The 21,379-nt window shown below is 68.8% G+C and carries 22 protein-coding genes and 1 tRNA gene; 9 read left to right on the top strand and 14 right to left on the bottom strand.

Translation table 11 applies throughout. From position 1 onward, the window contains the following. Positions 1-1,047 carry an ABC transporter ATP-binding protein gene (locus ACI8U3_RS07420; protein WP_415014228.1) on the top strand — a complete coding sequence of 349 codons (1,047 nt, stop codon included), beginning with the start codon at positions 1-3 and terminating at the stop codon, positions 1,045-1,047. A 135-nt stretch (positions 1,048-1,182) separates the two neighbouring features. After that, entirely contained in the window at positions 1,183-2,460 is a 1,278-nt protein-coding gene (locus tag ACI8U3_RS07415; protein WP_415014227.1) for a dicarboxylate/amino acid:cation symporter, read from the top strand. Positions 2,461-2,479: 19 nt separating this feature from the next. On the opposite strand, the gene ACI8U3_RS07410 is transcribed toward ACI8U3_RS07415, so the two are convergent. From ACI8U3_RS07410 to ACI8U3_RS07400, 3 genes are all read right to left on the bottom strand, one after another. Continuing rightward, positions 2,480-4,636: a TonB-dependent receptor domain-containing protein gene (locus ACI8U3_RS07410; RefSeq protein ID WP_415014226.1), complete on the bottom strand. Its 2,157-nt coding sequence runs from the start codon at positions 4,634-4,636 to the stop codon at positions 2,480-2,482. 98 nt (positions 4,637-4,734) lie between these two features. Continuing rightward, positions 4,735-5,097 (bottom strand): hypothetical protein, encoded by a 363-nt coding sequence (locus tag ACI8U3_RS07405; protein WP_415014225.1) that lies wholly within the window; start codon positions 5,095-5,097, stop codon positions 4,735-4,737. 142 nt (positions 5,098-5,239) lie between these two features. Further along, the gene (locus ACI8U3_RS07400; RefSeq protein ID WP_415014224.1) at positions 5,240-5,806 is read right to left on the bottom strand and encodes a hypothetical protein; all 567 of its coding nucleotides are present in this window, start codon (positions 5,804-5,806) and stop codon (positions 5,240-5,242) included. Positions 5,807-6,098: 292 nt separating this feature from the next. Between ACI8U3_RS07400 and ACI8U3_RS07395 the strand changes: the two genes are divergently transcribed. Continuing rightward, positions 6,099-7,895, top strand: a complete 1,797-nt coding sequence (locus tag ACI8U3_RS07395) for a long-chain-acyl-CoA synthetase (protein WP_415014223.1) — start codon at positions 6,099-6,101, stop codon at positions 7,893-7,895. A gap of 36 nt (positions 7,896-7,931) precedes the next feature. On the opposite strand, the gene cobT is transcribed toward ACI8U3_RS07395, so the two are convergent. After that, a complete protein-coding gene (gene cobT, locus ACI8U3_RS07390) occupies positions 7,932-9,797 on the bottom strand; it encodes a cobaltochelatase subunit CobT (protein WP_415014222.1) in 1,866 nt (621 codons plus the stop codon). A 221-nt stretch (positions 9,798-10,018) separates the two neighbouring features. Further along, entirely contained in the window at positions 10,019-10,558 is a 540-nt protein-coding gene (gene ppa, locus ACI8U3_RS07385; protein WP_415014221.1) for an inorganic diphosphatase, read from the bottom strand. 275 nt (positions 10,559-10,833) lie between these two features. Between ppa and ACI8U3_RS07380 the strand changes: the two genes are divergently transcribed. Continuing rightward, positions 10,834-11,541: a DUF599 domain-containing protein gene (locus tag ACI8U3_RS07380; protein ID WP_415014220.1), complete on the top strand. Its 708-nt coding sequence runs from the start codon at positions 10,834-10,836 to the stop codon at positions 11,539-11,541. Between the two features lie 218 nt (positions 11,542-11,759). Here the strand turns inward: ACI8U3_RS07380 and ACI8U3_RS07375 are convergent, their stop codons facing one another. Further along, positions 11,760-12,623, bottom strand: a complete 864-nt coding sequence (locus ACI8U3_RS07375) for an N-formylglutamate amidohydrolase (RefSeq protein ID WP_415014219.1) — start codon at positions 12,621-12,623, stop codon at positions 11,760-11,762. Between the two features lie 126 nt (positions 12,624-12,749). Between ACI8U3_RS07375 and cpdR the strand changes: the two genes are divergently transcribed. Both cpdR and ACI8U3_RS07365 read left to right on the top strand, forming a co-directional pair. After that, positions 12,750-13,106: a cell cycle two-component system response regulator CpdR gene (cpdR, locus tag ACI8U3_RS07370; protein ID WP_415014218.1), complete on the top strand. Its 357-nt coding sequence runs from the start codon at positions 12,750-12,752 to the stop codon at positions 13,104-13,106. A 201-nt stretch (positions 13,107-13,307) separates the two neighbouring features. Then, positions 13,308-13,382: transfer RNA gene (locus ACI8U3_RS07365), tRNA-Val, on the top strand. A 13-nt stretch (positions 13,383-13,395) separates the two neighbouring features. On the opposite strand, the gene ACI8U3_RS07360 is transcribed toward ACI8U3_RS07365, so the two are convergent. Genes ACI8U3_RS07360 through ACI8U3_RS07340 form a run of 5 tightly spaced genes read right to left on the bottom strand, consistent with a single transcriptional unit; the run spans position 13,396 to position 16,908 of the window. Beyond that, positions 13,396-13,782: a DUF6491 family protein gene (locus ACI8U3_RS07360; protein ID WP_415014217.1), complete on the bottom strand. Its 387-nt coding sequence runs from the start codon at positions 13,780-13,782 to the stop codon at positions 13,396-13,398. A gap of 31 nt (positions 13,783-13,813) precedes the next feature. Further along, a complete protein-coding gene (locus tag ACI8U3_RS07355; RefSeq protein WP_415014216.1) occupies positions 13,814-15,169 on the bottom strand; it encodes an anthranilate synthase component I family protein in 1,356 nt (451 codons plus the stop codon). A 2-nt stretch (positions 15,170-15,171) separates the two neighbouring features. Beyond that, entirely contained in the window at positions 15,172-15,954 is a 783-nt protein-coding gene (locus ACI8U3_RS07350) for a tyrosine-protein phosphatase (RefSeq protein ID WP_415014215.1), read from the bottom strand. A gap of 21 nt (positions 15,955-15,975) precedes the next feature. Beyond that, positions 15,976-16,278, bottom strand: a complete 303-nt coding sequence (locus ACI8U3_RS07345; RefSeq protein WP_415014214.1) for a winged helix-turn-helix domain-containing protein — start codon at positions 16,276-16,278, stop codon at positions 15,976-15,978. 3 nt (positions 16,279-16,281) lie between these two features. After that, on the bottom strand, positions 16,282-16,908 hold the full coding sequence (locus ACI8U3_RS07340; protein WP_415014213.1) for a hypothetical protein: 627 nt from the start codon (positions 16,906-16,908) through the stop codon (positions 16,282-16,284). A 61-nt stretch (positions 16,909-16,969) separates the two neighbouring features. Between ACI8U3_RS07340 and ACI8U3_RS07335 the strand changes: the two genes are divergently transcribed. Beyond that, a complete protein-coding gene (locus ACI8U3_RS07335; protein WP_415014212.1) occupies positions 16,970-17,752 on the top strand; it encodes an SAM-dependent methyltransferase in 783 nt (260 codons plus the stop codon). Here ACI8U3_RS07335 and ACI8U3_RS07330 read toward each other — a convergent pair. Both ACI8U3_RS07330 and ACI8U3_RS07325 read right to left on the bottom strand, forming a co-directional pair. Then, positions 17,734-17,970 (bottom strand): helix-turn-helix domain-containing protein, encoded by a 237-nt coding sequence (locus tag ACI8U3_RS07330; RefSeq protein ID WP_415014211.1) that lies wholly within the window; start codon positions 17,968-17,970, stop codon positions 17,734-17,736. The genes ACI8U3_RS07335 and ACI8U3_RS07330 overlap by 19 nt on opposite strands. A 6-nt stretch (positions 17,971-17,976) precedes the next feature. After that, a complete protein-coding gene (locus ACI8U3_RS07325; protein WP_415014210.1) occupies positions 17,977-18,528 on the bottom strand; it encodes a hypothetical protein in 552 nt (183 codons plus the stop codon). Positions 18,529-18,601: 73 nt separating this feature from the next. Between ACI8U3_RS07325 and ACI8U3_RS07320 the strand changes: the two genes are divergently transcribed. Both ACI8U3_RS07320 and ACI8U3_RS07315 read left to right on the top strand, forming a co-directional pair. After that, positions 18,602-18,736, top strand: a complete 135-nt coding sequence (locus tag ACI8U3_RS07320) for a hypothetical protein (RefSeq protein WP_415014209.1) — start codon at positions 18,602-18,604, stop codon at positions 18,734-18,736. Beyond that, positions 18,733-19,917 (top strand): aspartyl protease family protein, encoded by a 1,185-nt coding sequence (locus tag ACI8U3_RS07315; RefSeq protein ID WP_415014208.1) that lies wholly within the window; start codon positions 18,733-18,735, stop codon positions 19,915-19,917. The genes ACI8U3_RS07320 and ACI8U3_RS07315 overlap by 4 nt, the downstream gene beginning before the upstream one ends. Here ACI8U3_RS07315 and ACI8U3_RS07310 read toward each other — a convergent pair. Beyond that, positions 19,914-21,362 (bottom strand): AMP nucleosidase, encoded by a 1,449-nt coding sequence (locus ACI8U3_RS07310; RefSeq protein ID WP_415014207.1) that lies wholly within the window; start codon positions 21,360-21,362, stop codon positions 19,914-19,916. The genes ACI8U3_RS07315 and ACI8U3_RS07310 overlap by 4 nt on opposite strands. Positions 21,363-21,379 lie beyond the last annotated feature (17 nt).

The following is a 21,379-nucleotide window of genomic DNA, read 5'->3' as shown; positions in this document are numbered from 1 at the left end:
ATGCATGTGAAAACCCCGCAGACGCTGAGCCAGCCGGTAATCATGGCGCGCGGCGTGACGCGTCGCTATGGCGCGAAGATCGCCGTGGCGGGGGCGGATCTTGAGCTTCGACCGGGCCGGATCACCTGCCTGCTGGGGCCGTCGGGCTGCGGCAAGTCCACCTTGCTGCGCCTGATCGCCGGGCTTGAGCCGGTGGACGAGGGCCGTATCGAGAATGAGGGCGAGGTGATGTCCGGCCCCGGCGTTCATGTGCCGCCCGAGCAGCGCGGCGTGGGGTTGGTGTTTCAGGACTACGCCCTGTTCCCGCACCTGAGCGTACTGGACAATGTGGCCTTCGGGCTGAAGCATCTGCCGCGCAGGGAGCGCAAGGCCCGCGCCCTGGCCCTGCTGGAAAAGGTCAAGCTGGCCGCCCGCGCCGAGGCCTGGCCGCACATGCTGTCGGGCGGCGAGCAGCAGCGGGTGGCCCTGGCCCGGGCCCTGGCGCGCGAACCCGCCGCCGTACTGCTGGACGAACCGTTTTCGGGGCTGGACAGCCACCTCAAGAGCGAGGTGCGCGAGACCCTGATGTCGGCCCTGCGCGCCGCCGACGCCGCCGTCCTGGTGGTCACCCACGACGCCGAGGAAGCCCTGCTGATGGCCGACGATCTGGTCCTCATGAGCGAGGGCCGCATCCTTCAGGCGGGCGATCCGGGCGACTGTTACCTGAACCCGACCTCCATGGCGGCGGCCCGCCTGCTGGGAGAGGCCAACGCCCTGCCCGCCCGCATAGCGAACGGCGTGGCCGAGACCGCCTTCGGCGAGCTGCCCGCGCCGCGCCTGGCCGATGGGGCGGGCACGGTCATGATCCGTCCCGAGGGCCTGCGACTGTGGCTGGAAGGCGCCCCGGCCGAGGTGGTCGCCACGGCGTTCGGCGGCGGCTTTCATGAGGTGACGGTGCTCGCCGCCGGCCAGACCGCGCGCCTGCGGCTGCACGGCGGTGTTCCGGGGGTGGGGGACCAGGTGCGCGTGACCATCGACGCGGACAGGGCGCGGGTGTTTCCCGCCTGACCGCGCCCATTCACGCGGTATCGGCATCCATCCCGACCCGCTGCTTAAGCCGCTGGCCGCGGTAAAGGGGCTCGTCGGCTCGACGTGGCCGTCAAATCCGCTAAGGCTGACCGACATCGTCTTGCGGAGTCTTCCATGATCAGCGTCCTGCGTTCCCTCAGCGCCCGTGTGCTGATCGCCCTGGCCCTGGGTCTGGGCATCGGCGCCGCCTTCCAGAGCTCTGGCGTGACGGTCGAGCCCGGCGTCATTTCAGGTGTCGAGGCGGTTGGAGGGCTGTGGCTGAACGCCCTGCAGATGACCGTGGTGCCGCTGGTTTTCTCCCTTCTGGTCACCGGCATCGCGGCGGCGTCCGACGCGGCGGCGACCGGGCGGCTGGCGGCGAGGTCGGTGTTGCTGTTCGTCGGACTGGTGGCGCTGGCCGCAGCCCTGACCCTGTTGCTGGTTCCGCTGGTTCTGGCCGTGTGGCCCGTGGGCGCCCAGGCGGCCCAGGCCCTGATCGCGGGCGCCGGAGCGGCGCCGGCGGACGGTCTGGAGGCGGCGGCCCAGGGCGGCGGTTTCGCCCAGTGGCTGATGTCCCTTGCGCCGGCCAATCCGGTGCGCGCGGCGGCCGAGAACGCGGTGCTGCCGCTGGTGCTGTTCGGCGCCTTCTTCGGCTTCGCCGCCACCCGTCTGCCGACCGACCAGCGCGCCTTGATCGTTAATGTCTTCGAGGCGGTGGCCCAGATCATGATCATCATCGTGCGCTGGGTGCTGCTGGCGGCGCCCATCGGCGTCTTCGCCCTGGCGCTGGTGCTGGGCCTGCGCAGCGGTTTCGGCTCGGCGCCCGCGTTGATCCATTACATCGTGCTGGTGTCCGGCGCCTGCATCGTCACGGTGATCCTGAGCTATCCGCTGGCCATGATGGGCGGCGTCCGCCTGCCCCGGTTCGCGCGCGCCCTCGTGCCGGTTCAGGCGGTGGCCTTTTCGACCCAGTCGTCCCTGGGCACCCTGCCGGTGATGGTGGAGCGGGCTCAGGACTTCCTGGGCATTCCAGAGCGTGTGGCCGGTCTGGTCCTGCCGCTGGCGGTGGCTATCTTCCGCATCACCAGCCCGGTGGCCAACCTGTCCGTGGCCCTGTTCATCGCCCATGTCTCGGGACTTGAGCCCTCGGTCGGCCAGATGGCGGCGGCGGGCGTGGTGGCCCTGGCGGTCAGCATCGGCACCGTGGGCCTGCCCGGCCAGGTGTCGTTCTTCGCTTCCATGGCGCCGATCTGTCTCGCCCTGGGCGTGCCGCTGGAGCTGCTGCCCCTGCTGCTGGCGGTGGAGGTGATCCCCGACATCTTCCGCACCCTGGGCAACGTCAGCGCCGACATGGCCGTCACGGTGGTGCTGGACGACAGTGAGGGCGAAGACGTCAGCGCCGGGGCGGCCTGAACCGCCCCGGCATTCACCTTCAGAAACGCGCGCGGACGCCCAGGACGAAGTTGCGACCGCGCAGGGGCGCCGAGTCCTTGATGAACGACGTGTGGTTCAGAGCCAGCTCGTCCAGCAGATTGGTGGCGCGGGCATAGAGCTGCACCCCGTCGCCGCCCGCGCGCAGGTCATAGGCGATGGTGGCGTTGAGCATGTCGTAGCCGGCGGTCTCGGTCTCGAAGTCGGCGATGCGGTCCTGTTCGAACACCCGGTAGTATTCCAGGTTGCCGCTGAACTGGTTCCAGCCGCCGTCGACACGGGCGCCCAGACGCGCCGCCGGGATGCGTGGCAGGTTGCTCCCGTCGTTCAGCTCGGCCCGCACATAATCGCCGAAGACCGTCGCCGAGAAGTTCGGGCTGAACCGGTGGCGCACCTCGCCGTCGACGCCGGTGAATTCGGCGTCGGCCTGGGTGTACTCGATCAGTCGGAACTCCTCGAACTGGTCCAGGGTCCGGGCGTAGATGTAGTCGTCGAAATCGTGCCGGAAGGCGCTGACGCTGAAAGTGGTCGGGCCGGTGGTCTTGCGGAAGGTCAGCTCCAGGGTGTTGGCGGTCTCCACGTCCAGATCAGCCTGACCCAGCTCGAAGGTGTTGGTGGCCACGTGCACGCCCCGGGCGTACAGCTCCTGCACATTGGGCGCCCGCTGCGAGCGCGACGCCGTCAGGGCCACGGACCAGCCGGGCATGGGCGACCAGGCGGCGGATCCGGACACGGACAGCGGATCATGGTCGCGGTCCGGGCGGCCGATGGCCTCGGTCTCCTGCCACTCCTGACGCACGGCGCCCTCGAAGCGCCAGTCGTTCCACCGGTATTGCTCCAGCACGAACAGGGCGTTGGTGCGGGTGATGCTTTCCGGCACGAAGCCTTCGTCGCCCACGGCCGCGAAATCGCTGCGCGCGGTCTGGAAGCCCACCACGCCGCGCAGGCCGCCGATGGGGGCGTGCTCCACCTCGACCCGGGCGTCGTGGCCCTCGTTGGTGAAGCGGGTGCCCACCTCGCCGCCCTCGACTTCCTCATGCTGATAGTCGGTCACGCCGCCGCGGAAGCGGATGCGCTCGACACCGGCGAAGGGATCGCGCAGCTCGCCGCGCACGTCCACGCGCCGGTTCTCCAAGCGGACGAAGGGAACGCCCTCCTCCTCATGGTCATGCCCGTGGTCCTCCTCGTCGTGCCCCTCTTCGTCGTGGTCGTCCTCGTCGTGGTCGTGACCGCCGCAGTGAAGGGATGTCCCGTGCGGGTGGCAGTCCTCGTACTCGTGATTGTGGCCCGGCAGACCATAGGTGCTGTTCTGCTCGGTGACCGCCACGCCCAGATAACCGCGCGACCCGATCCATGACGCGCCCAGCGTCAGGGTGCGGGTGTCGTTGAAGGTGCCCTCGACGCGGGTGACGGGACCCTCTTCCTCGTGGTCGTGATCTTCTTCGTCGTGATCATGATCCTCGTCCTCATGCTCCTCGTGATCGTCATGGGGGCGCAGATAGGAGGGGATGTCATAGTCGTCGCTGGTGCGGTCCATGGCTTCCAGCCGGATGGCGAAGTTTCCGGCCCCGGCGGTCAGGCCCACCACGCCGGTCTGTTCGCCGTCAGCGGTTCCGCCGCGAAACTCGATGGCGCCGTCCACGCCGCCCGCCGGGATCTCGGTGGGGATCTTGCGGTCCAGCAGGTTCACAGCGCCGCCGATGGCCCCGCCGCCGTACAGCAGGGCGCTGGGGCCGCGCAGGATCTCGATGCCGTCCAGCAGCAGGGGCTCGCCCACCACCGCATGGTCCGGCGACACGGCAGAGGCGTCCATCAGTTCCGAGCCGTCGGTCAACACCTTCACCCGAGGCGACGTCTGTCCGCGGATCACCGGGCGGCTGGCTCCGGCGCCGAAGGTGTCGGAGTTGACGCCGGGGATGCCCTGCAGCGTCTCGCCCAGGGTCGCCTGGCGTCGACGCACCAGCTCGTCCCCGCTCAGCACCGCCACATTGCTGATGACCTCGTCGCCGCGCTGATCCAGCGGCAGGGCGCGCACGACCACCTCTTCAAGCTCGGTCACGGGCGGAGCGGTGGTCGTGGCGGCGGCGGTCTCGGCTACGGCGGGCACAGTCATCAGCGACAGGCTGGTGGCGGCGAGCAGGGCGGTCTTGTGATGCATACGGCGGTCCTCAAATCTGACGCCGCAGTGCTATGTTATAGTATATCAGTTTGCAAGGGCGCGATGGCGATTTCCGGTCCGCACGCGTCAGGACGGCGTCAGCGCCCCCGCACGATCTCTATGGTGATCGGATCCCCTGTCACGGAGCGTGCGTTCCAGCGCGTTCCCACGTCCGCCTCGACCAGGGGTGTGCAAAATGGGATGGGCACGGGAATGGGGCGGCGCTGGGTGAAGCACAGCTGTTCGCCGCGCACCCGCCAGGCGCCGCTGGACCGCCTTTCGCCATGGCCTCGATAGCCGCCGTCGCGGTCCAGCCACATACTTGAAACTCGCCCCCGGCTGTCGGTGATCTGGAGCGTGTGACGGAAGGCAGGCTCCAGCCGCGCGAGAACGCCGGCGTCGTCGGCCTCGCCGCCGACCATGGCGGCGCCCATCATCAAAACCACGCCCAGACCGGCCAAGATCAGCCCTCCGCAAAACCCGGCGCGGAATGAACCACAAGGCGCGCGGCGGGTGAAGCCCGGTCGCGCATCAGGGGTTTCCATGCGCATAAAAAACGCCCCGGCGTCGGAGCGCCGGGGCTGAGGGTCAGGATCGCCGTGATCAGTTGGGCTCGACCACGATCAGGGGCGTCGGGGCGGCAGGTTCCGCTTCGGTCGCAGCGCCGCCCTCGGCCGCGATCACCGCGTCATAGGACTGCGGGCCGGCGGGCGGAGCGACCGTCTCCACCGGCTCGGCGGCGGGTTCGGCCGGGGCCTCGCGCGCGGCGGGGGCCGGAGCAGGCTCGGCGCGCGGCGTACTTGCGACCGGGGCGGGCGAGGCTTCAGCCGGAGCCGGCGCGGCGTCCAGCTGCGACTGGAGCGCGGCGTCCTCGGCGGACGCCGCCTCAGTCAGAAGCGGGTCCGTCGCCGGGGCCGGCGCGGCGATGGGCGCCGGCTCGTCGGCGGCAGGCGCCGCGGTCTCCTCGCCCGGATTCATCAGAGCCCAGGCGCCGATGGCCGCCACGGTCAGGGCGCCGACGGGGGCGAGGATCATCCACGACTTCACCTTGCCTTTGCGGCGCGCGGGGCGGCGCGCATAGACCGGCGTAAAGGCGCCGGACTCGTGGCCGCTCATTTCCGGCACGATGGGCTGGGGCTCGGGACGGGTGTCGGGGTAGGTGAGAGACATGACGTTCTCCTTCACAGTTGAGCGGAATGAACCGGCCGCCGACCTCACGGTTCCGTGATCGCGACGAAAGCCCCGAAGAAACACCGTTACCGCCGCAATCGCGCCAGATGCCGCCCCGGAAAGGCCCGAATGGCCGCGCTTTCCGGCCGAAACCGGGCCGTGGGCGGGATGGCGGCGACGCCACGCTTCTCCACGATCGTCGCGCGAAATTCGCCCATCGGTTGACCCGGCGTTCAGGCTTGTCCATCACCATGAAGCAGTCGGACTGGATTGACGGAGGCGTCGCATAACGATGGGCTTGGTGGCGAATATCCGTCGCGATCTGCGCTTTGTGGGCGGCCTGCGCCGCCTGTTGAAGCGCATCAAACCCATTCAGCTGGACAGCCCGGATCTGGTCTGTGACGACTGGGAGGAGGCGGTCGACCGCTTCCCCGACAATATCGCCGTCACCGACGAGCGGCGCTCGCTGACCTATCGCGAGCTGGACACCCTGGCCAACCGGTTCGCCCACTGGGCGCGGGGGCGCAACCTGCGCCGCGGCGACGCCGTGGCCCTGATGATGCTGAACCGGGCCGACTATCTGGCGGCCTGGATCGGGTTTTCGAAGGTCGGGGTGGCCACCGCCCTGATCAACACCAACCTCAGCGGACACGCCCTGGCGCACTGCCTGAACATCGCCGGGGCGTCGCAGGTGGTGGCCGACGACGAAACCTGGCGTCAGGTGGAGACCGCCCGCCCCTACGCCGAAAAAAGCCTGATGCTGTGGGTGATGGGCTTGAACCCGGACGACGAGGCCAGCGAGCGGCGCGGTCTGGACGCCGGGGTTCGCGGGACGTCGGGCGTGCGGCCGGACCGGGGTCTGCGCGCGGGCCTGACCAACCGCGACACGGCGCTGTTCATCTTCACCTCGGGCACCACCGGCCTGCCCAAGGCGGCGCGCATTCCCCATTCGCGGGCCCGCACCTATATGCGCGCCTTCGCCGGGGCCACGGCCTCCACCGAGAAGGACCGGCTGTACTGCGTGCTGCCGCTGTACCACTCCACCGGAGGCCTCGTGGGCGTGGGCTCGGTGCTGCTGAACGGCGGTACGGTGATCCTGCGCAAGAAATTCTCGGCCACCGGATTCTGGCCCGACGTGGCCGAAAGCGGCGCCACCACCTTCGTCTATATCGGCGAGCTGTGCCGCTATCTGGTCAACTGCCCGCCCAATGAGATGGAGCGCTCGCACAAGCTGCGCCTTGCCTTCGGCAACGGCCTGCGCCCCGATGTGTGGCCCGACTTCAAGGATCGTTTCGCCATCCCCGAGATCCTGGAGTTCTACGGCTCCACCGAGGGCAATGTCTCGCTGTTCAACTTCGACGGACGGCCCGGCTCCATCGGCCGGGTGCCGCGCTTTCTGCGCAGCCAGCTGAACATCCGGCTGATCCAGTATGATGTGGAGGCGGACGAACCCGCGCGGGGCCCGAACGGCCGCTGCATCGAGTGCCGGCCCGGCGAGATCGGCGAGGCCATCGGCCAGATCAAGGCGGACATCCGCCACGACTTCTCCGGCTATGCCGACAAGGCCGCGTCCGAGAAGAAGATCCTGCGCGACGTGTTCGCGGCAGGCGACGCCTGGTTCCGCACCGGCGACCTGATGAAGCAGGACTCTGACGGCTATTTCTACTTCATCGACCGCATCGGCGACACCTATCGCTGGAAGGGCGAGAACGTCTCCACGTCAGAGATCGAACAGCGTCTGGCCGAGGCGCCGGGCGTCAAGGAAGTCATCGCCTACGGGGTCGAGGTGCCGGGCCACGACGGGCGCGCCGGCATGATCACGGTCGTCCCCGACGGCCGCTTCGGGGTCAAGAAATTCGCCGCCTTCGTCAACGAGGAGCTGCCGGCCTTCGCCCGGCCGGTGTTCGTGCGCGTGGCTCGCGAACTGGAGACCACGGGCACCTTCAAATACCGCAAGGTGGACCTGGTGAAGGACGGCTTCGATCCGGCCATGGACGACGACATCCATGTGCGCGACGACAAGGGCGCCTACACCCGCCTGAAACCCGAGACCTACGCCGCCATCATGAAAGGCGACGCGCGGCTCTGACTCCTTCAGCGCGCCGGTGAGGACAGCGATTCAGGATCAGGCCGCGCGGCGGCGTCGCGGCGCCGCTACCGTCTCGGCCTCGAACAGCTCGGCCAGCTTCTCGGTCATGGCGCCGCCCAGCTGCTCCACATCGCTGATGGTCAGGGCCTTGCGGTACCAGCGGGTCACGTCGTGGCCGATGCCGATGGCCAGAAGCTCCACCGGCGAACGTTCCTCGATCCAGCTGATGACTCCGCGCAGATGCTTGTCCAGGTACAGGGACGCATTGGCCGACTGGGTGGAGTCGTCCACCGGGGACCCGTCCGAAATGACCATCAGGATGCGCCGCGCCTCGCCGCGCGCCAGCAGCCGGTCGTGGGCCCACAAAAGGGCTTCGCCGTCGATGTTCTCCTTCAGCAGGCCCTCGCGCATCATCAAGCCCAGGTTCTTCTTGGACCGGCGCCACGGCGCGTCGGCGGCCTTGTAGATGATCTGGCGCAGATCGTTCAGGCGGCCCGGCTCGGGCGGCTTGCCCGCGCTGATCCACGCCTCGCGCGACTGGCCGCCCTTCCAGGCGCGGGTAGTGAAGCCCAGCACCTCCACCTTGACGCCGCACCGCTCCAGCGTCCGCGCCAGGATGTCGGCGCATACCGCCGCTACCATGATCGGCCGCCCGCGCATGGAGCCGGAGTTGTCCAGCAGCAGGGTCACCACCGTATCGCGGAAGGGGCTTTCGCTCTCCTCCTTGAAACTGAGCGGCGCGGTGGGGTCGGTGATCACCCGGGTCAGGCGGGCGGTGTCCAGCACCCCCTCCTCAAGGTCGAACATCCAGGACCGGTTCTGCTGGGCCAGAAGCCGGCGTTGCAGCCGGTTGGCCAGCCGCGCCACGATGCTGGACAGCTGCACCAGCTGCTGGTCCAGCAGCGACCGCAGCCGCGCAAGTTCGCTGGGGTCGCACAGTTCCTCGGCCCCGATGGTCTCGTCAAAGGCGGTGGTGAAGGCGCGGTAGCCGTCCGTGGGCCGACCGTCGTCGGCGTTGGCGCGGCGCTGGGGCTGGTCGCCTTCGGACAGTTCCGGATCGCCGTCGCCGGGTTCCGCCTCGCCGTCCGGGCGTCCGCCCTCGGGCCGGGTCTCGCGCTCTTCCTCGGCGCCCGCGTCGTCGGCAGAGCCCTCCATGGACTGGCCGCCCTCGCCGCCGGCCTCGTCCTCGTCCTGATCGTCGGCGGCGTCCGGCTCCTGCGGGTCGGGCTCCTCCTCGCCGGGATCGTCCGAGGCGTCCTCGCCGCGTCCGTCGCCGGGGTCCAGATCCAGCGCCCGCAGCACGTCCTTCAGGGCGGTACCGAACGCCGCCTGATCCCCCGCGAGGCTGGTAAGCGCGTCCAGCTGATCCCCGGCCCGGTCTTCCAGATCGGCGCGCACCAGATCCACCATGGCCTTCAGGCCGTCCGGCGCCGGCTCGCCCGTCAGGCGCTCGCGCACCAGCAGGCCCACGGCCTCGGCCACCGGGACGCGCTGGGCCTCGGTGGCGGCCGCCGCCCCCATGCGGTGCAGGCGCGAGACCAGCGCCGCATTCATGTTGTCGCGCACGCCCTTCAACGAGGCCGAGCCCACCGCCTCGATGCGGGTCTGCTCCACTGCGTCGAACACCTCGGCGGCGGCGGTGTCGGCCGGACGCAGCCGGGCGTTCAATCCTTCATCGTGATTGGCCAGCCGCAGGGCCATGCGGTCGGCCTGACCGCGCAGGGTCTGCGCTTCGGGTCCGGCAGGGTCGCGTGGCGGTGTGGGCAGGGTCAGGGTCTGACCGACCACCTTGGGTCCGTCGGTCCCGAACAGGACCTCCAGATCCGGTTGTTCCGCAAGCGCGCGCGCGGCGTGCGCCAGCGCGCGCTTGAAGATTTCGGTGGGACTGTCGGAAACGGCCATGCCCGACACATAGAGCAAAGGAGGGAGGAGGGAAGGGCGCCCTGTGTCTCCTCCCCATCTCTAGAGATGGGGAGGTGGCGCGGGCGCGACTCAGCGCCCGTGACGGAGGGGGCGGCGCAGGTGGAAAGGGATTGGCGGACAACCGGACCGCGCCGAGCCGCCCCCTCCACCACGCCCTTCGGGCGCGGTCCCCCTCCCCACCACGTGGGGAGGAGAGGTCGTCAGCCCTCCTGCTTCGCCTTGTGCGCTTCCATGCCCTGGCGGATCAGTTCGGCGGCTTCGGACGCGTCGGCCCAGCGGTGGACCTTGACCGTCTTGCCCTTCTCCAGATCCTTGTAGCGGGTGAAAAAGTGCTCGATCTGCTCGATCAGGATGGCGGGCAGCTGGCGATAGCTGGCCACGTCCGAATAGAACGGGTTCAGCTTGTCCACCGGCACGGCCAGGATCTTTTCGTCGCCGCCCGCTTCGTCGGTCATCATCAAGGCGCCGATGGGCCGGGCGCGGATGACGCAGCCGGGCACCACCGGGGTCGGGTTGATCACCAGCACGTCGCAGGGATCGCCGTCGTCCGACAGGGTGTGGGGCACGAAGCCGTAGTTGCCCGGATAGTACATGGCGGTGTGCAGGAAGCGGTCCACGAACAGGGCGCCGGATTCCTTGTCCATCTCGTACTTCACCGGCAGGCCGCCCTGCGGGATCTCGATGACGACGTTGATATCCCAGGGCGGGTTGGGTCCGACGGGAACGGCGTCCAGCTTCATGGCGGTCTCTTTTCGTGTGCTTCAGGCGAAACTCGGGGAGGGCGGCGTGATAAGCCCGCCCCGCCCGCGCCGCAAGCGCCCAGAGCCTGATCGGTTGAGATGGAATCGCTGCGCGATTCCGACGACGCCGTGAATCAGGCTCCAGGACACTAGCGAGAGCATGATTCACGCTTCAGTCGGAACCGCGCCGCGGTTCCGCCCGAAACGATCATGCTCTTGCACATTATGGGCATTGCATCGCAGCATAGGGCTCGCCGTGTGATAGAGGATCGGCCATGACACCCTGGGACTGGGGCGCGCTCGCGCTCTTCTTCGTCAGCTGGCTGGGCTATGGCCTGCTGTTGCCCGTGCTGGCCGGGAAGGGGCATTTCCTCAACGACGACATGCTTGCGGTGCGTCAGGCGTGGATGAACCAGATGGCGGTGCGCGAGCTGCGGCTGGTGGACAGCCAGCTGATGGGCCACTCCATCAACTCCGCTTCTTTCTTCGCCTCGGCCAATCTGCTGCTGATCGCGGCGGTGGCGGGGGTGCTGTTCGGCGGCGAGGCGGCGCTGCGCGGCGTGGCGTCGGTGGGCGCGGACATCGGCGGCGCCCAGACCGCCTCTCTGGAACTGCTGGAGGCGAAGCTGGGCCTTGTCACCCTGTGTCTGGCGCGGGGTCTGCTGGATTTCATCTGGGCGATCCGCCAGATGAACTACACCCTGGCCCTGATCGGGGCGACGCCGGAAAGCGAGACATCGTCTCTTGATCGCGCCGCCTACGCCGCAGCGACCGGGGCGGTGCTGAATCCCGCCATGGTGGCCTTCAACAGCGGGGTGAGAGCCTATTATTTCGCCCTGGCCGCCACCGCTTGGCTATTCGGCCCTCTGTGGCTGGCGCTGGGCGCCGCCGCCGCCTTCTCGCTGCTTCTGTGGCGTCAGAAAGGGTCCCCTGCCGCCCGCGCCATCAGCCGCGCCCGGGAAATGCTGGACGAAAGCCAATGATTTCGCATTCGCGAAATAAGTGATCATTGATCCCCATGCGCCGAAGGCCGCCCCTGTTACGGTCTGTGATCGCAAGTGCGAAATAGCCGCTTGACGGATTGTGCGCCGCAACGTAGCTTGATTTTCGACGCTTTCGAGCGTCTTGCCCTTCCTGGGCGTTTCCTCCCTATAGACTTTCCAAACCGCGCCCCCGGGCGCGGTTTTTTTTGTCTGGAATCCTATTCCGCCGCCTGGGCGTGGGGCTCCAGCCCCGACCAGTCCCGGGCCGCCAGGGCCGCCGTCACCCGCCGAATGACCTTCTGCGTCATGGCGAAGTTCGGGCCGGGCGTGAGAGCCTCCTCGTTCAGATACAAGGCGCGGTTCAATTCCACCTGAACGGCGTGAAGGCCTTCACCGGGCCGACCCCACCGCTGGGTGGACCAGCCGCCGGCATAGGGACGGTTCAGGGCTACGCGCCAGCCGGCCCGCTCGAACTGCGCCCGCAACAACCGCGTCACCTCGGCCGAACAGGATGAGCCGTGCCGGTCGCCGAGCACCACGTCGGGACTGCGCACGCCGGCCGACCGGCCCACGGCCCGCGAGGGCATGGAATGCCAGTCCACCAGAACGGCGAACCCGAACCGATCCCGCGCGCGGTGGATCAGCCGCTCCAGCGTCTCGTGATAGGGTCGGTGCGCCGCCGCCAGTCGGGCCAGGGCGTTCTCACGGGTGAGGGCGTGATCCCGGATCACCTGTCCGTCGCCCGTCAGGCGCGGAATGACGCCAAACCCGGCCGCGACACGGGCGGTCGCCGCGTCCGCGCCCTCGACCACCGCCGGATCCAGCTCCTCGGGATCCCGGTTCAGATCCACATAGGCCCGCCCCAGACGCGCGGCGATCAGCGGTATCCCCAGATCAGGCTGCGGCGCCGCCAGCCGGTCGACCAGGGCGTCCTCGGCGCTGCGCAGGGACAGCTCCGGCAAGTCTTCGCGCGCGCCCAGATCGGCGGGATAGACATCCCCCGAATGGGGCGAGGCGAACACCAGGGGCGACACCACGGTCCGGGCAGCGTCCAGTGCGTCAGGAGGAACGAGCGTGAACACGGAGGTCGCCATAGCCGAGCCATAACGCAATTCGCCCGCCTGTGGATGATCCGTTCGCCTTCATCGGCGGTTTACCGTCCCGCCCTAGTGTGACGGTAACGAAACGGGGCGGCCCAAGAGCGCACGATGGCGAGAATTCTTCTGGCGGAAGACGACGGATCCCTGCGCGGATTCCTGACGCGCGCCCTTGAGCGGGCCGGTCACGAGGTCACGGCGTGCGAGAATGGCGACGATGCCGTGGACGCGCTGGAGGACGGGCCCTGGGACCTGTTGCTGACCGACATCGTCATGCCCGGCGCCGACGGCATCGAGGTGGCCCGTATCGCCGCGGCCCGCCAGCCGGGCCTGCGCATCATGTTCATCACCGGCTTCGCCGCCGTCGCCCTGACCGCCGCCCAGTCCGCGCCCCAGGCCAAGGTGCTGTCCAAGCCTGTCCACCTGCGTGATCTGGTGGCCGAGGTGGAGCGCATGGTCGCGGCTTGATGCTCGCCCTATCGCTCGCCGCGCGGCGGCTCGCTGCTTGAGGGCGTAATTCCGGCCCTATGCTCGCAACGCGGTCGGTCGCGGCTTGAGGGTGTGACCCCTCGGCCGGCGACCGTGCGATAACCCCCTTGCAGGGGCGAAGGCGACCGGGCTATAGACCACGCCTTCCCGCCCCGGGCGCATTTCCGGGGCCGTCACGGCGGACGCGTAGCTCAGCGGGAGAGCACCTCGTTGACATCGAGGGGGTCACAGGTTCAATCCCTGTCGCGTCCACCATTCTCCCCTCAGATCAAAGCGCCTCGATTTCCGCCTCCGTCAGGGAACGGGTCACGCGGACGCGGCAGCGCTCGATGTCGCCGCCGAGGGGGCGAACCACCAGGTCGGCGAGATCATCGACGCACAGGTTTGACGCGCCCACCAGGGGCTGGATAGCCACCTGATTGGCCCAGTCTATGTCTCGGCAATAGCCGACGGCGGCCAGTTCGAAGGCCGAACGACGCGAGGCGTGCACCACAATCGTACCGGCGTCGGCGGCGCTGAAATTGCGCACCTGACTCACCAGGAAGCAGCGGCGGGCCTCGGCCTCGCCATCGGCTCCCGGTGCGGCGGAGGGCATGGGCGCGCATCCGGCGAAGGACGCCGCAGCCAGCGCAATGAACAGTGTGACGATACGCATATCCGAACTCCCGATCAGGCCCCCGCGACCATCATAGGGCCGAACGCGCCGCCTGGTCCATGATGGCGGCGCGGATGGCGGTGATCTTGGCGTCGGTCTCGGCCAGTTCGGCCTCTGGATCGCTGTCCGCGACGATGCCTGCGCCCGCCAGGGTGCGGAAACACCACCGCCCCCCGGTCCTGTGCAGGGCCACCGTGCGGATCAGGACCGAGGCTTCCAGCGATCCGTCGAACCCCGCCGTGAACAGGCTGCCGCACCACGGTCCGCGCGCCGCCTCGTGGCGGGCGATGACCTGCATGGCCTGATGCTTGGGCGCGCCCGTGATGGAGCCGGGCGGGAACGTCGCCGCCATGATCTCGGCGGATCCGACCCCGGGGGCGGGACGCCCCTGAACCGTCGAGACCAGATGGTGGACATTGGCGAAGGTCTGCAGCTCGAACAGCGCCGGCGCCGTGACGCTGCCGGGGACGCAGACACGCGACAGGTCATTGCGCATCAGGTCCACGATCATCAGATTTTCGGCCCGATCCTTGGCGCTGGCGAGCAGTTCGGCTTTCATCGCCGCATCCTGTCGCGGGTTCGCCCCCCGGCGCCGGGTGCCCTTGATGGGCCGGGCCGTGATCCAGCCGTCTCGCAAGCTGAGGAAGGACTCGGGCGAGTTGGACGCCAGCACATGGTCGCCCAGATCCCAGAAAGCCGCGTAGGGCGCCGGACTGGCGCCGGCCATGCGCGCGAACAGGTCGAAGGGGTCTGCTTCCTCGACCAGAACTCCCGACCACGCCCGCGCGATGTTGGCCTGAAAGATTTCGCCGGCGGCGATGCGGCCGACCACGTCCGACACCGCATCGACATAGGCCTGTGCCGGGCGCTCTGGCGCAAAATCTTCGGCCAGCGGACCGGACAAGCCCCGCGGCGCCCGGGCCGAGGCCAGCCATGCCGAGGCCTGCTCCGCCGCCGCCCGGGCCGCCCGGTCATCCGCGCCTCTGCCGACGGCGATCACCCGCCGCTCCCGATGGTCGAAGGCCAGAACGGCCTCGTAACGAGCCAGGGTCAGACCCGGCCAGTCCTGATCATCGCCGCCGAGCACCGCTTCCGGCGCGGCCAGATCATAGGCCGCCAGCCCCACCACGCCGCCGGTGAAGGGCGGCGCGCCCGGCGCGGGCTCGGCGCGCTCGCCGAGCAGCGCCGCGATCCGCTCGAACGGATCGCCTTGGCCTCGCGGGATTCGCTCAATGGCGGCGGGTTCGGCGGCCGCATAGGACCAGCGGGCGTCAGGCGCGCCGTCGGACAGAAGCACAAGGCGACCTTCCCGCGCCTCCAGCCCCGCCGCCGCATGCAAAGGCGGAACCCAGTCCCGCTCAATCAGCGTCAGGACCGGACCGGGCATTGTCAGGCCGACAGCCGCTCGCCGATGCGGTCGCGCAAGGCCGCGTCCACGCCCAGCGCCCGCTCCAGATAGCCGTCGATGGAGCCATGCGCCTCGACCATGGCCGCGATGGCCGCGTCCAGATAGGCGGCCTCGACCCCCAGGAAGGCCACCACCGCCGCATGGGACGCGGGGCGCCCCGTCCAGGTCTCCAGCTGCTTCGCCACCGCCGGGGCGCGGCCGTCCAGATCCACCGCGTGGTTGGTCAGCAGATAGTCCTCCATCATCTCGTCATGGCCGACGCCGAGCAGATAATGGGTCAGGGCGGCCAGCAGGCCGGTGCGATCCTTGCCCGCCGCACAGTGGATCAGCACCGGCCCGTCGCTGTCCCCCAAGGCGTGGAAATAGCGGCGGAACAGGTCCACGTGGGCGTCCTCGAACGGCAGGCGGCGATAGGTCTGCATCATGAAGGCGCGGCCGCCTTCCTCGGTCAGGGGCGAGGTTTTGAGGAAGGTGATGTGGGGCGCCTCGCCGTCGTCGGCCTGATCCCACTCGATCACCTGCCCGGAAAAGTCCTCGGGCCGCTTGGACGGCTGGGCCCGCCGCTCCGACACCCGGCGCAGGTCCACCACTGTGGCCAGATTCAGGGCCCCCAGCCGCGCAACGTCCGCCTCGCTGGCCCGCGCCTGATGCCCCGCGCGGAACAGGACGCCGCCGCGAATGCGGCGTCCGGCGGCGGTGGCGTAGTCGCCGTAGTCGCGGAAATTCTCGACGGCGTCGAAGCGGTGCAGGCGGGAGGAGGTCATGCCCGCCAGTCTATAGGCGCCCTAGCGCTGCTCCACCAGACGGGCCATGGCGTCCAGATAGTCCACAAAGGCCTTTCGCCCGGCGTCGGTCAAGCGCGCCCGGGTCAGGGGACGGCGGCCCTGAAAACTCTTGAGCACCTCCACGAACCCCGCGTCCTCCAGTTTCCTGAGATGCACCGAAAGATTGCCGTCGGTGACCTGCAGCCGCGCCTTCAGCTCGTTGAAGTCCGCCGTATCGGCGCCGGACAGATAGGCCATGACCCCCAGACGAACCCGCCCGTGAATGACCTCGTCGATGTCGGCGATCTGGAAATCATCCGCCATGGATCACACCACGTCCGCGGGTTCCTGGCGCATCAGGGCCAGGCCGGGGAGCAGGGCGACGAAGACCATCAGGCCCGCGAACACCAGATAGATCCAGGCGCTCTCTGAAAACACGCCCAGCAGCACCGCACCGGCGTAGGCGATCAGGGCCACACCCTTCATCCAGCCGACCCCGACCATGGTCCCGGCCACCATCCACGCCGCCCCATAGGCCGCGAACACCACGCTGGGCATGGCCCGCATGATCGCCCAGTCGCCCGTGGTCAGGCCGATGGCCATGAAGGTCACCCACATGGCGAAGATGCCGAAGCCCACCGCCGACCAGGCCGCGCCCACCGCCCGGTTCACCGGTGATTGCGCGCCCGGCTTGATGTCCATGCGGCGGATCAGAACCATCAGGGTCGCCGTGAACAGCACGCCCGCCCCGACCCACAGCCAGACGGGCGCCCAGGGCGATAGCTGCAGAACTCCGGCCGCCATGGCCCACTGGCCCAGTGTCGCCGCGCCGAAGATCACGGCGGCGGCCACCAGCACCGAGCCGCACAGCAGCGGCGTGTTGCGCCCCTCCTGCGCCAGGCTGCGCATATAGGCGATGTCGTCGTGGACGGATTTCATCTGATCGTTGGTCATGGGGCTCTCCCTTGGATGAAGAGACCCTAGCATCATACTTTAATATGTAAAGTGCTTTTTCGTGGCCCTGCCCGGCCCGCCGGTGCAAGCCGTCCCCATGGCCCTGAACTTTCAGCATATCGCTTATAAGACGCTGGATATCTGCAACCCGGTGTCCTGGGACGCGGTGCGCGGCGCGGTCACGGCGAGCGGCCTGAAGCCCGGCGCGGCGGCGCTGGATCTGGGCGCCGGAAACGCCAGCCTCGCCATTGGGCTGGCGCGGGATCTGGGCCTCAAGGTGCGTGCGGTGGAGCGGGACCCCCTCATGGCCGAACTGGCCGCCCGGCGCATCGCCGCCGCCGGTCAGGGCGAAACCGTCGAACTCGTGATCCGGGATTCCAGCGAGGTTCTGGGCCGCCCGCCCCTGCCGGACCTGATCACGGTGCTGGGCGCCACCGATGCGGCCGCCCCCGGCCTTCGCGATCCGGTCGCCGTGTTCGCGCGGCTGAGGGACGCCGTGGCCCCCGGCGGTTTCCTGCTGTGGGGCGAGCCCTTCTGGAAGGCCGAGCCCAGCGCACCCCTGCGCCAGATCATCGAGATGACCAACTCCTACCAGACCGACGCGGGCTGGCAGGCGGCGGCGGAACAGGCCGGCTGGCGCGTCATCCATGTGCGCCACAGCACCGAGGAGGAATGGCGCATCTACATCGACACCATGGACGCCTCCGTCCGCGCCTGGGTCGCCGAGAACCCCGACGCCCCCCAGGCCCCGCGTCTGCTCGCCCGCGCCGACATGCAGAAGGCCATGTTCGAATCCGAAGGCTTCCGCGTCTTCGGATTCGGACTCTATTTATTAGCGGCCTGACCGGTGGCGGCGTCATCCGGCGCGTAGGCCAGAATGTCGGCCGGCTGACAGTCCAGAAGCCGGCACAGGGCGTCCAGGGTGTCGAGCCGCACGCCGCGCACCTTGCCGGTCTTCAGCAATGACATATTGGCCTCGGTGATGCCGAGCGCCTGGGCGAGGTCTCTGGAGCGAACCCCCCGTTTCGCCATCACCACCGCCAGAGTCACGCGAACGGCCATGCAGCCTCAGACAAACCGGGCATGGTCGTCCGCCACCGCTGCGGCCCGGTCAATGGCGTGAGCCACGACCCAGACCGCGGCGGCGAACACCAGCAGCACCAGAAGGTCAGACGAGACGTTCAGACTGACCGAGCGCGCCCCCGGCGGCTGGGCCCACGACGCCAGCGCGCTGGCCGCAACCCCCGCCAGGGGACGAAGCAGGGCCGAAAGCGCCATTCCGGCGGCCATCGATTTCAGGCCCCGCGTCATGGCCGGCGACACCAGACGGCCTGACGCCATCTCGCGGAAACACCGCCGCGCGCCGAGAATGGCCCAGATCAGGGCGGCCATGGGCACGGCGGTTATCACAAGGCCGGTTGCGCGGGCCCACGGCGGCCAGACGTCGCCGGCCGTGGGCGGCGAACCGGCTGCGGCCGTCAAGGTCTCGGCCGGGACGGCGATCCAGTAGCCGACCGCAAAAGCGGGAAGCGCCAGGGCGACGCCCAGCGCGAAGGCTTCAAGCAACCGTCCCGCCAATCGCAGGCGAGGCGGCGCGGTCGTATCGGGACGGAGGCTCATGAAATTATCGAATTGCAATAATTTTGTACTGTGAAAGAATAGGTATCAGACATCTGACCCGAGAGTTCAATCCATGTCCGCTCGCTATCTGATCCCGCTGCTCGCCATCCTCGCGTGCCTCGCCGCCGCCGGCTGCTCCACACTGGACTGGGGGGCTGAGATCCGCGACCCGAGGGTCGACCCGGGCGAGCGGCGCGACCCGTCATGAGGCGCCCGCTGCTGGCTGCCGTCATAAGCCTCGCGGCGGCGTTCTCGACCACGACCGCAATGGCCCAGGAAGCCGACGCCCAAACGATCCTGTCTCAGCCGCCGGTGTTCGAGCGGTCCTCGGACGTGACCGTTCCCCTGCAGTGGCGAGCGGGAAAACTGGCGCTGGACGCCGAGGCGAACGGCGTGGCCCGGTCTTTCATTCTCGACACAGGCTCTCCGACGATCCTGTCTGCTGATCTGGCGCGGGAACTGGGCCTGACCGTTCAGGGGCGCAATGTCGGACAGGACGCCAACGGACGACCCGTCACCATGGAGATCGCCCGACTGGACCGCCTCGAGATCGGCGGTCTGGTGATCCGCGACCTCCCGGTGCTGATTTTCGATTTCTCCGCGCTGGAGATCGGCGCCTGTGTCATGGACGGCGGCGTCATCGGCTCGGACATCCTGCCGGCCGGCGCCTGGACGCTGGATATGGAGGCGGAAACGCTCAGCCTCGCCACAGAAGCGCCATCCAGCGACGCCGCCGCTCTGGAGTCCTACGGCTATCCCTTCGCACCCATTGTGGTTTACCGCGCGGGCGATCTGATCGATCGCGCCCTGATCGACACCGGAGGAACAGGCGCGGTCACCCTGTTTGACGGCGCCATGGACGGGTGGGCCTCAGGGGCGGCTGCAGATGCGGTCGAGACGGAACAGGCCTTCGCGGGTGAATCCGCCGGCGGACGGGGTGGACAGGTTCGCGTCCGTCGCGCCCGCATCGACGAATTCCACATCGGCCCGTTCGACATCGGCCCGGTCGTGGCCGGATCGCGCCCCGTCGCGCCCACCCTGATCGGCGTCGACATTCTGAGAACGCACCGGATAACCCTGAACCAGCCCTCCGGAACCCTGGAACTCATACCGCGCGACCACCCCGACCTGCGGCCCGCCGACCTGGGCCTTGGGGTCGAATGGATCGACGGCGCTGCCGTGGTCAGTCGTCTCATGGACAACTCCGTCGCGGCCCGGGCCGGGTTGCGGCTGGGCGACCGAATCCTGGCCGCGAACGGACGGGATCTGGAGGACGCCGCCGATCATTGCGGCCAGGCCCTCTGGCTCATCGAGACCCTTGCGTGGGCGCCGGCGATGACGCTGACCACGGCCCGCGACCCGCAACATCCCGTGGTTCTGGAACCCTAGCGGAAAGGCGGTTCGTCAAACGCGCGCAGCTTGCGCGAGTGCAGGCCGACGCCTTCCTGACGCAGCAGGGACACCGCCTCGATGCCGATCTGCAGGTGCTCGGAGATGGAGCCCTCATAGAAGCGGTTGGCCTGACCCGGCAGCTTGATCTCGCCGTGCAGGGGCTTGTCGGACACGCACAGCAGGGTGCCGTAGGGCACGCGGAAGCGGTAGCCCTGGGCGGCGATAGTGGCGCTTTCCATATCGATGGCCACCGCCCGGCTCTGGTTGAAGCGCAGGGCGGAGCGGGAATAGCGCAGCTCCCAATTGCGGTCGTCGGTGGTGACCACCGTTCCGGTGCGCAGCCGCCGCTTGACCTCCTCGCCCGGCATGCCGCTGACGGCCTTGGTGGCGTCGTAGAGAGCCCGCTGGACCTCGGCGATGGACGGGATGGGAATGTCCGGCGGCAGCACCGCGTCCAGCACGTGGTCGTCGCGCAAGTAAGCGTGGGCCAGCACATAGTCGCCGATGGACTGGCTGGCGCGCAGCCCGCCGCAGTGGCCGATCATCAGCCAGGCGTGGGGCCGGGTCACGGCCAGATGGTCGGTGATAGTCTTGGCGTTGGACGGGCCGACCCCGATGTTGACCAGGGTCACGCCGCGCCAGCCGGGCGCGGTTAGATGCCAGGCCGGCATCTGGTGCCGTCGCCACGCGCCGTCGGACAGGGCCGCGTCCGCGTCCGGATCATCCCGGGTCACCACCACGCCCCCGGCGCAGGACAGGGTTTCGTACGGGCTCGACGGGTCCGCCAGCTGGGCGCAGGCCCAGCGCACGAACTCGTCCACGTAGCGATGGTAGTTGGTGAACAGGATGAAGGACTGCACATCATCCACCGGCGTGCCGGTGTAATGCTTCAGCCGGGCCAGCGAAAAATCAGTCCTCAGCCCGTCGAAGTGGGACAGAGGAAAATCCCCCGCGGCCGGATCGAACAGGCCGTCTGCGATCTCGTCCCCGATGTGGGCCAGTTCGGTGGTGGGGAAATACCGCGCGATGGCCGAGGTCATGCTGCGGTCCAGCGTCACGCCCGAGCCGTCCATCACATAAGGGAAAGGGATTTCCTGACGCGACGGCGTCACCTCGAAGGTGGCGCCATAGTCGGCCTCAAGCAGCTCCAGCTGCTCGCGGATATAGGACCGGAACAGGTCGGGCCGGGTGATGGTGGCGGCGTAGTCGCCGGGCCGCGACAGCCGGGCGAAGGCGCGGGGGTCCAGATCGCCGGGCCGCTCGCCGCGCCAGCGAACCTTCAGTTCGGGATAGGCGAACAGGCCCTTCGCCCGGGCATTCGGATCGGGCAGGGCGCCGGTGTCCAGAAACTGCTTCACCGCCTCACGCAGGGCGCCCACGGAACTGGAATAAAGGTCTTGCAGACGGTCCAGCACCGCCTCGATGGTCATGGTCTCGGTCATGACCCAGTCTAGCGGGC

This window comes from Brevundimonas sp. (assembly GCF_047617075.1).
In the GTDB taxonomy this organism is placed as follows: domain Bacteria; phylum Pseudomonadota; class Alphaproteobacteria; order Caulobacterales; family Caulobacteraceae; genus Brevundimonas.
This window is presented reverse-complemented; position numbering and strand designations above follow the sequence as displayed.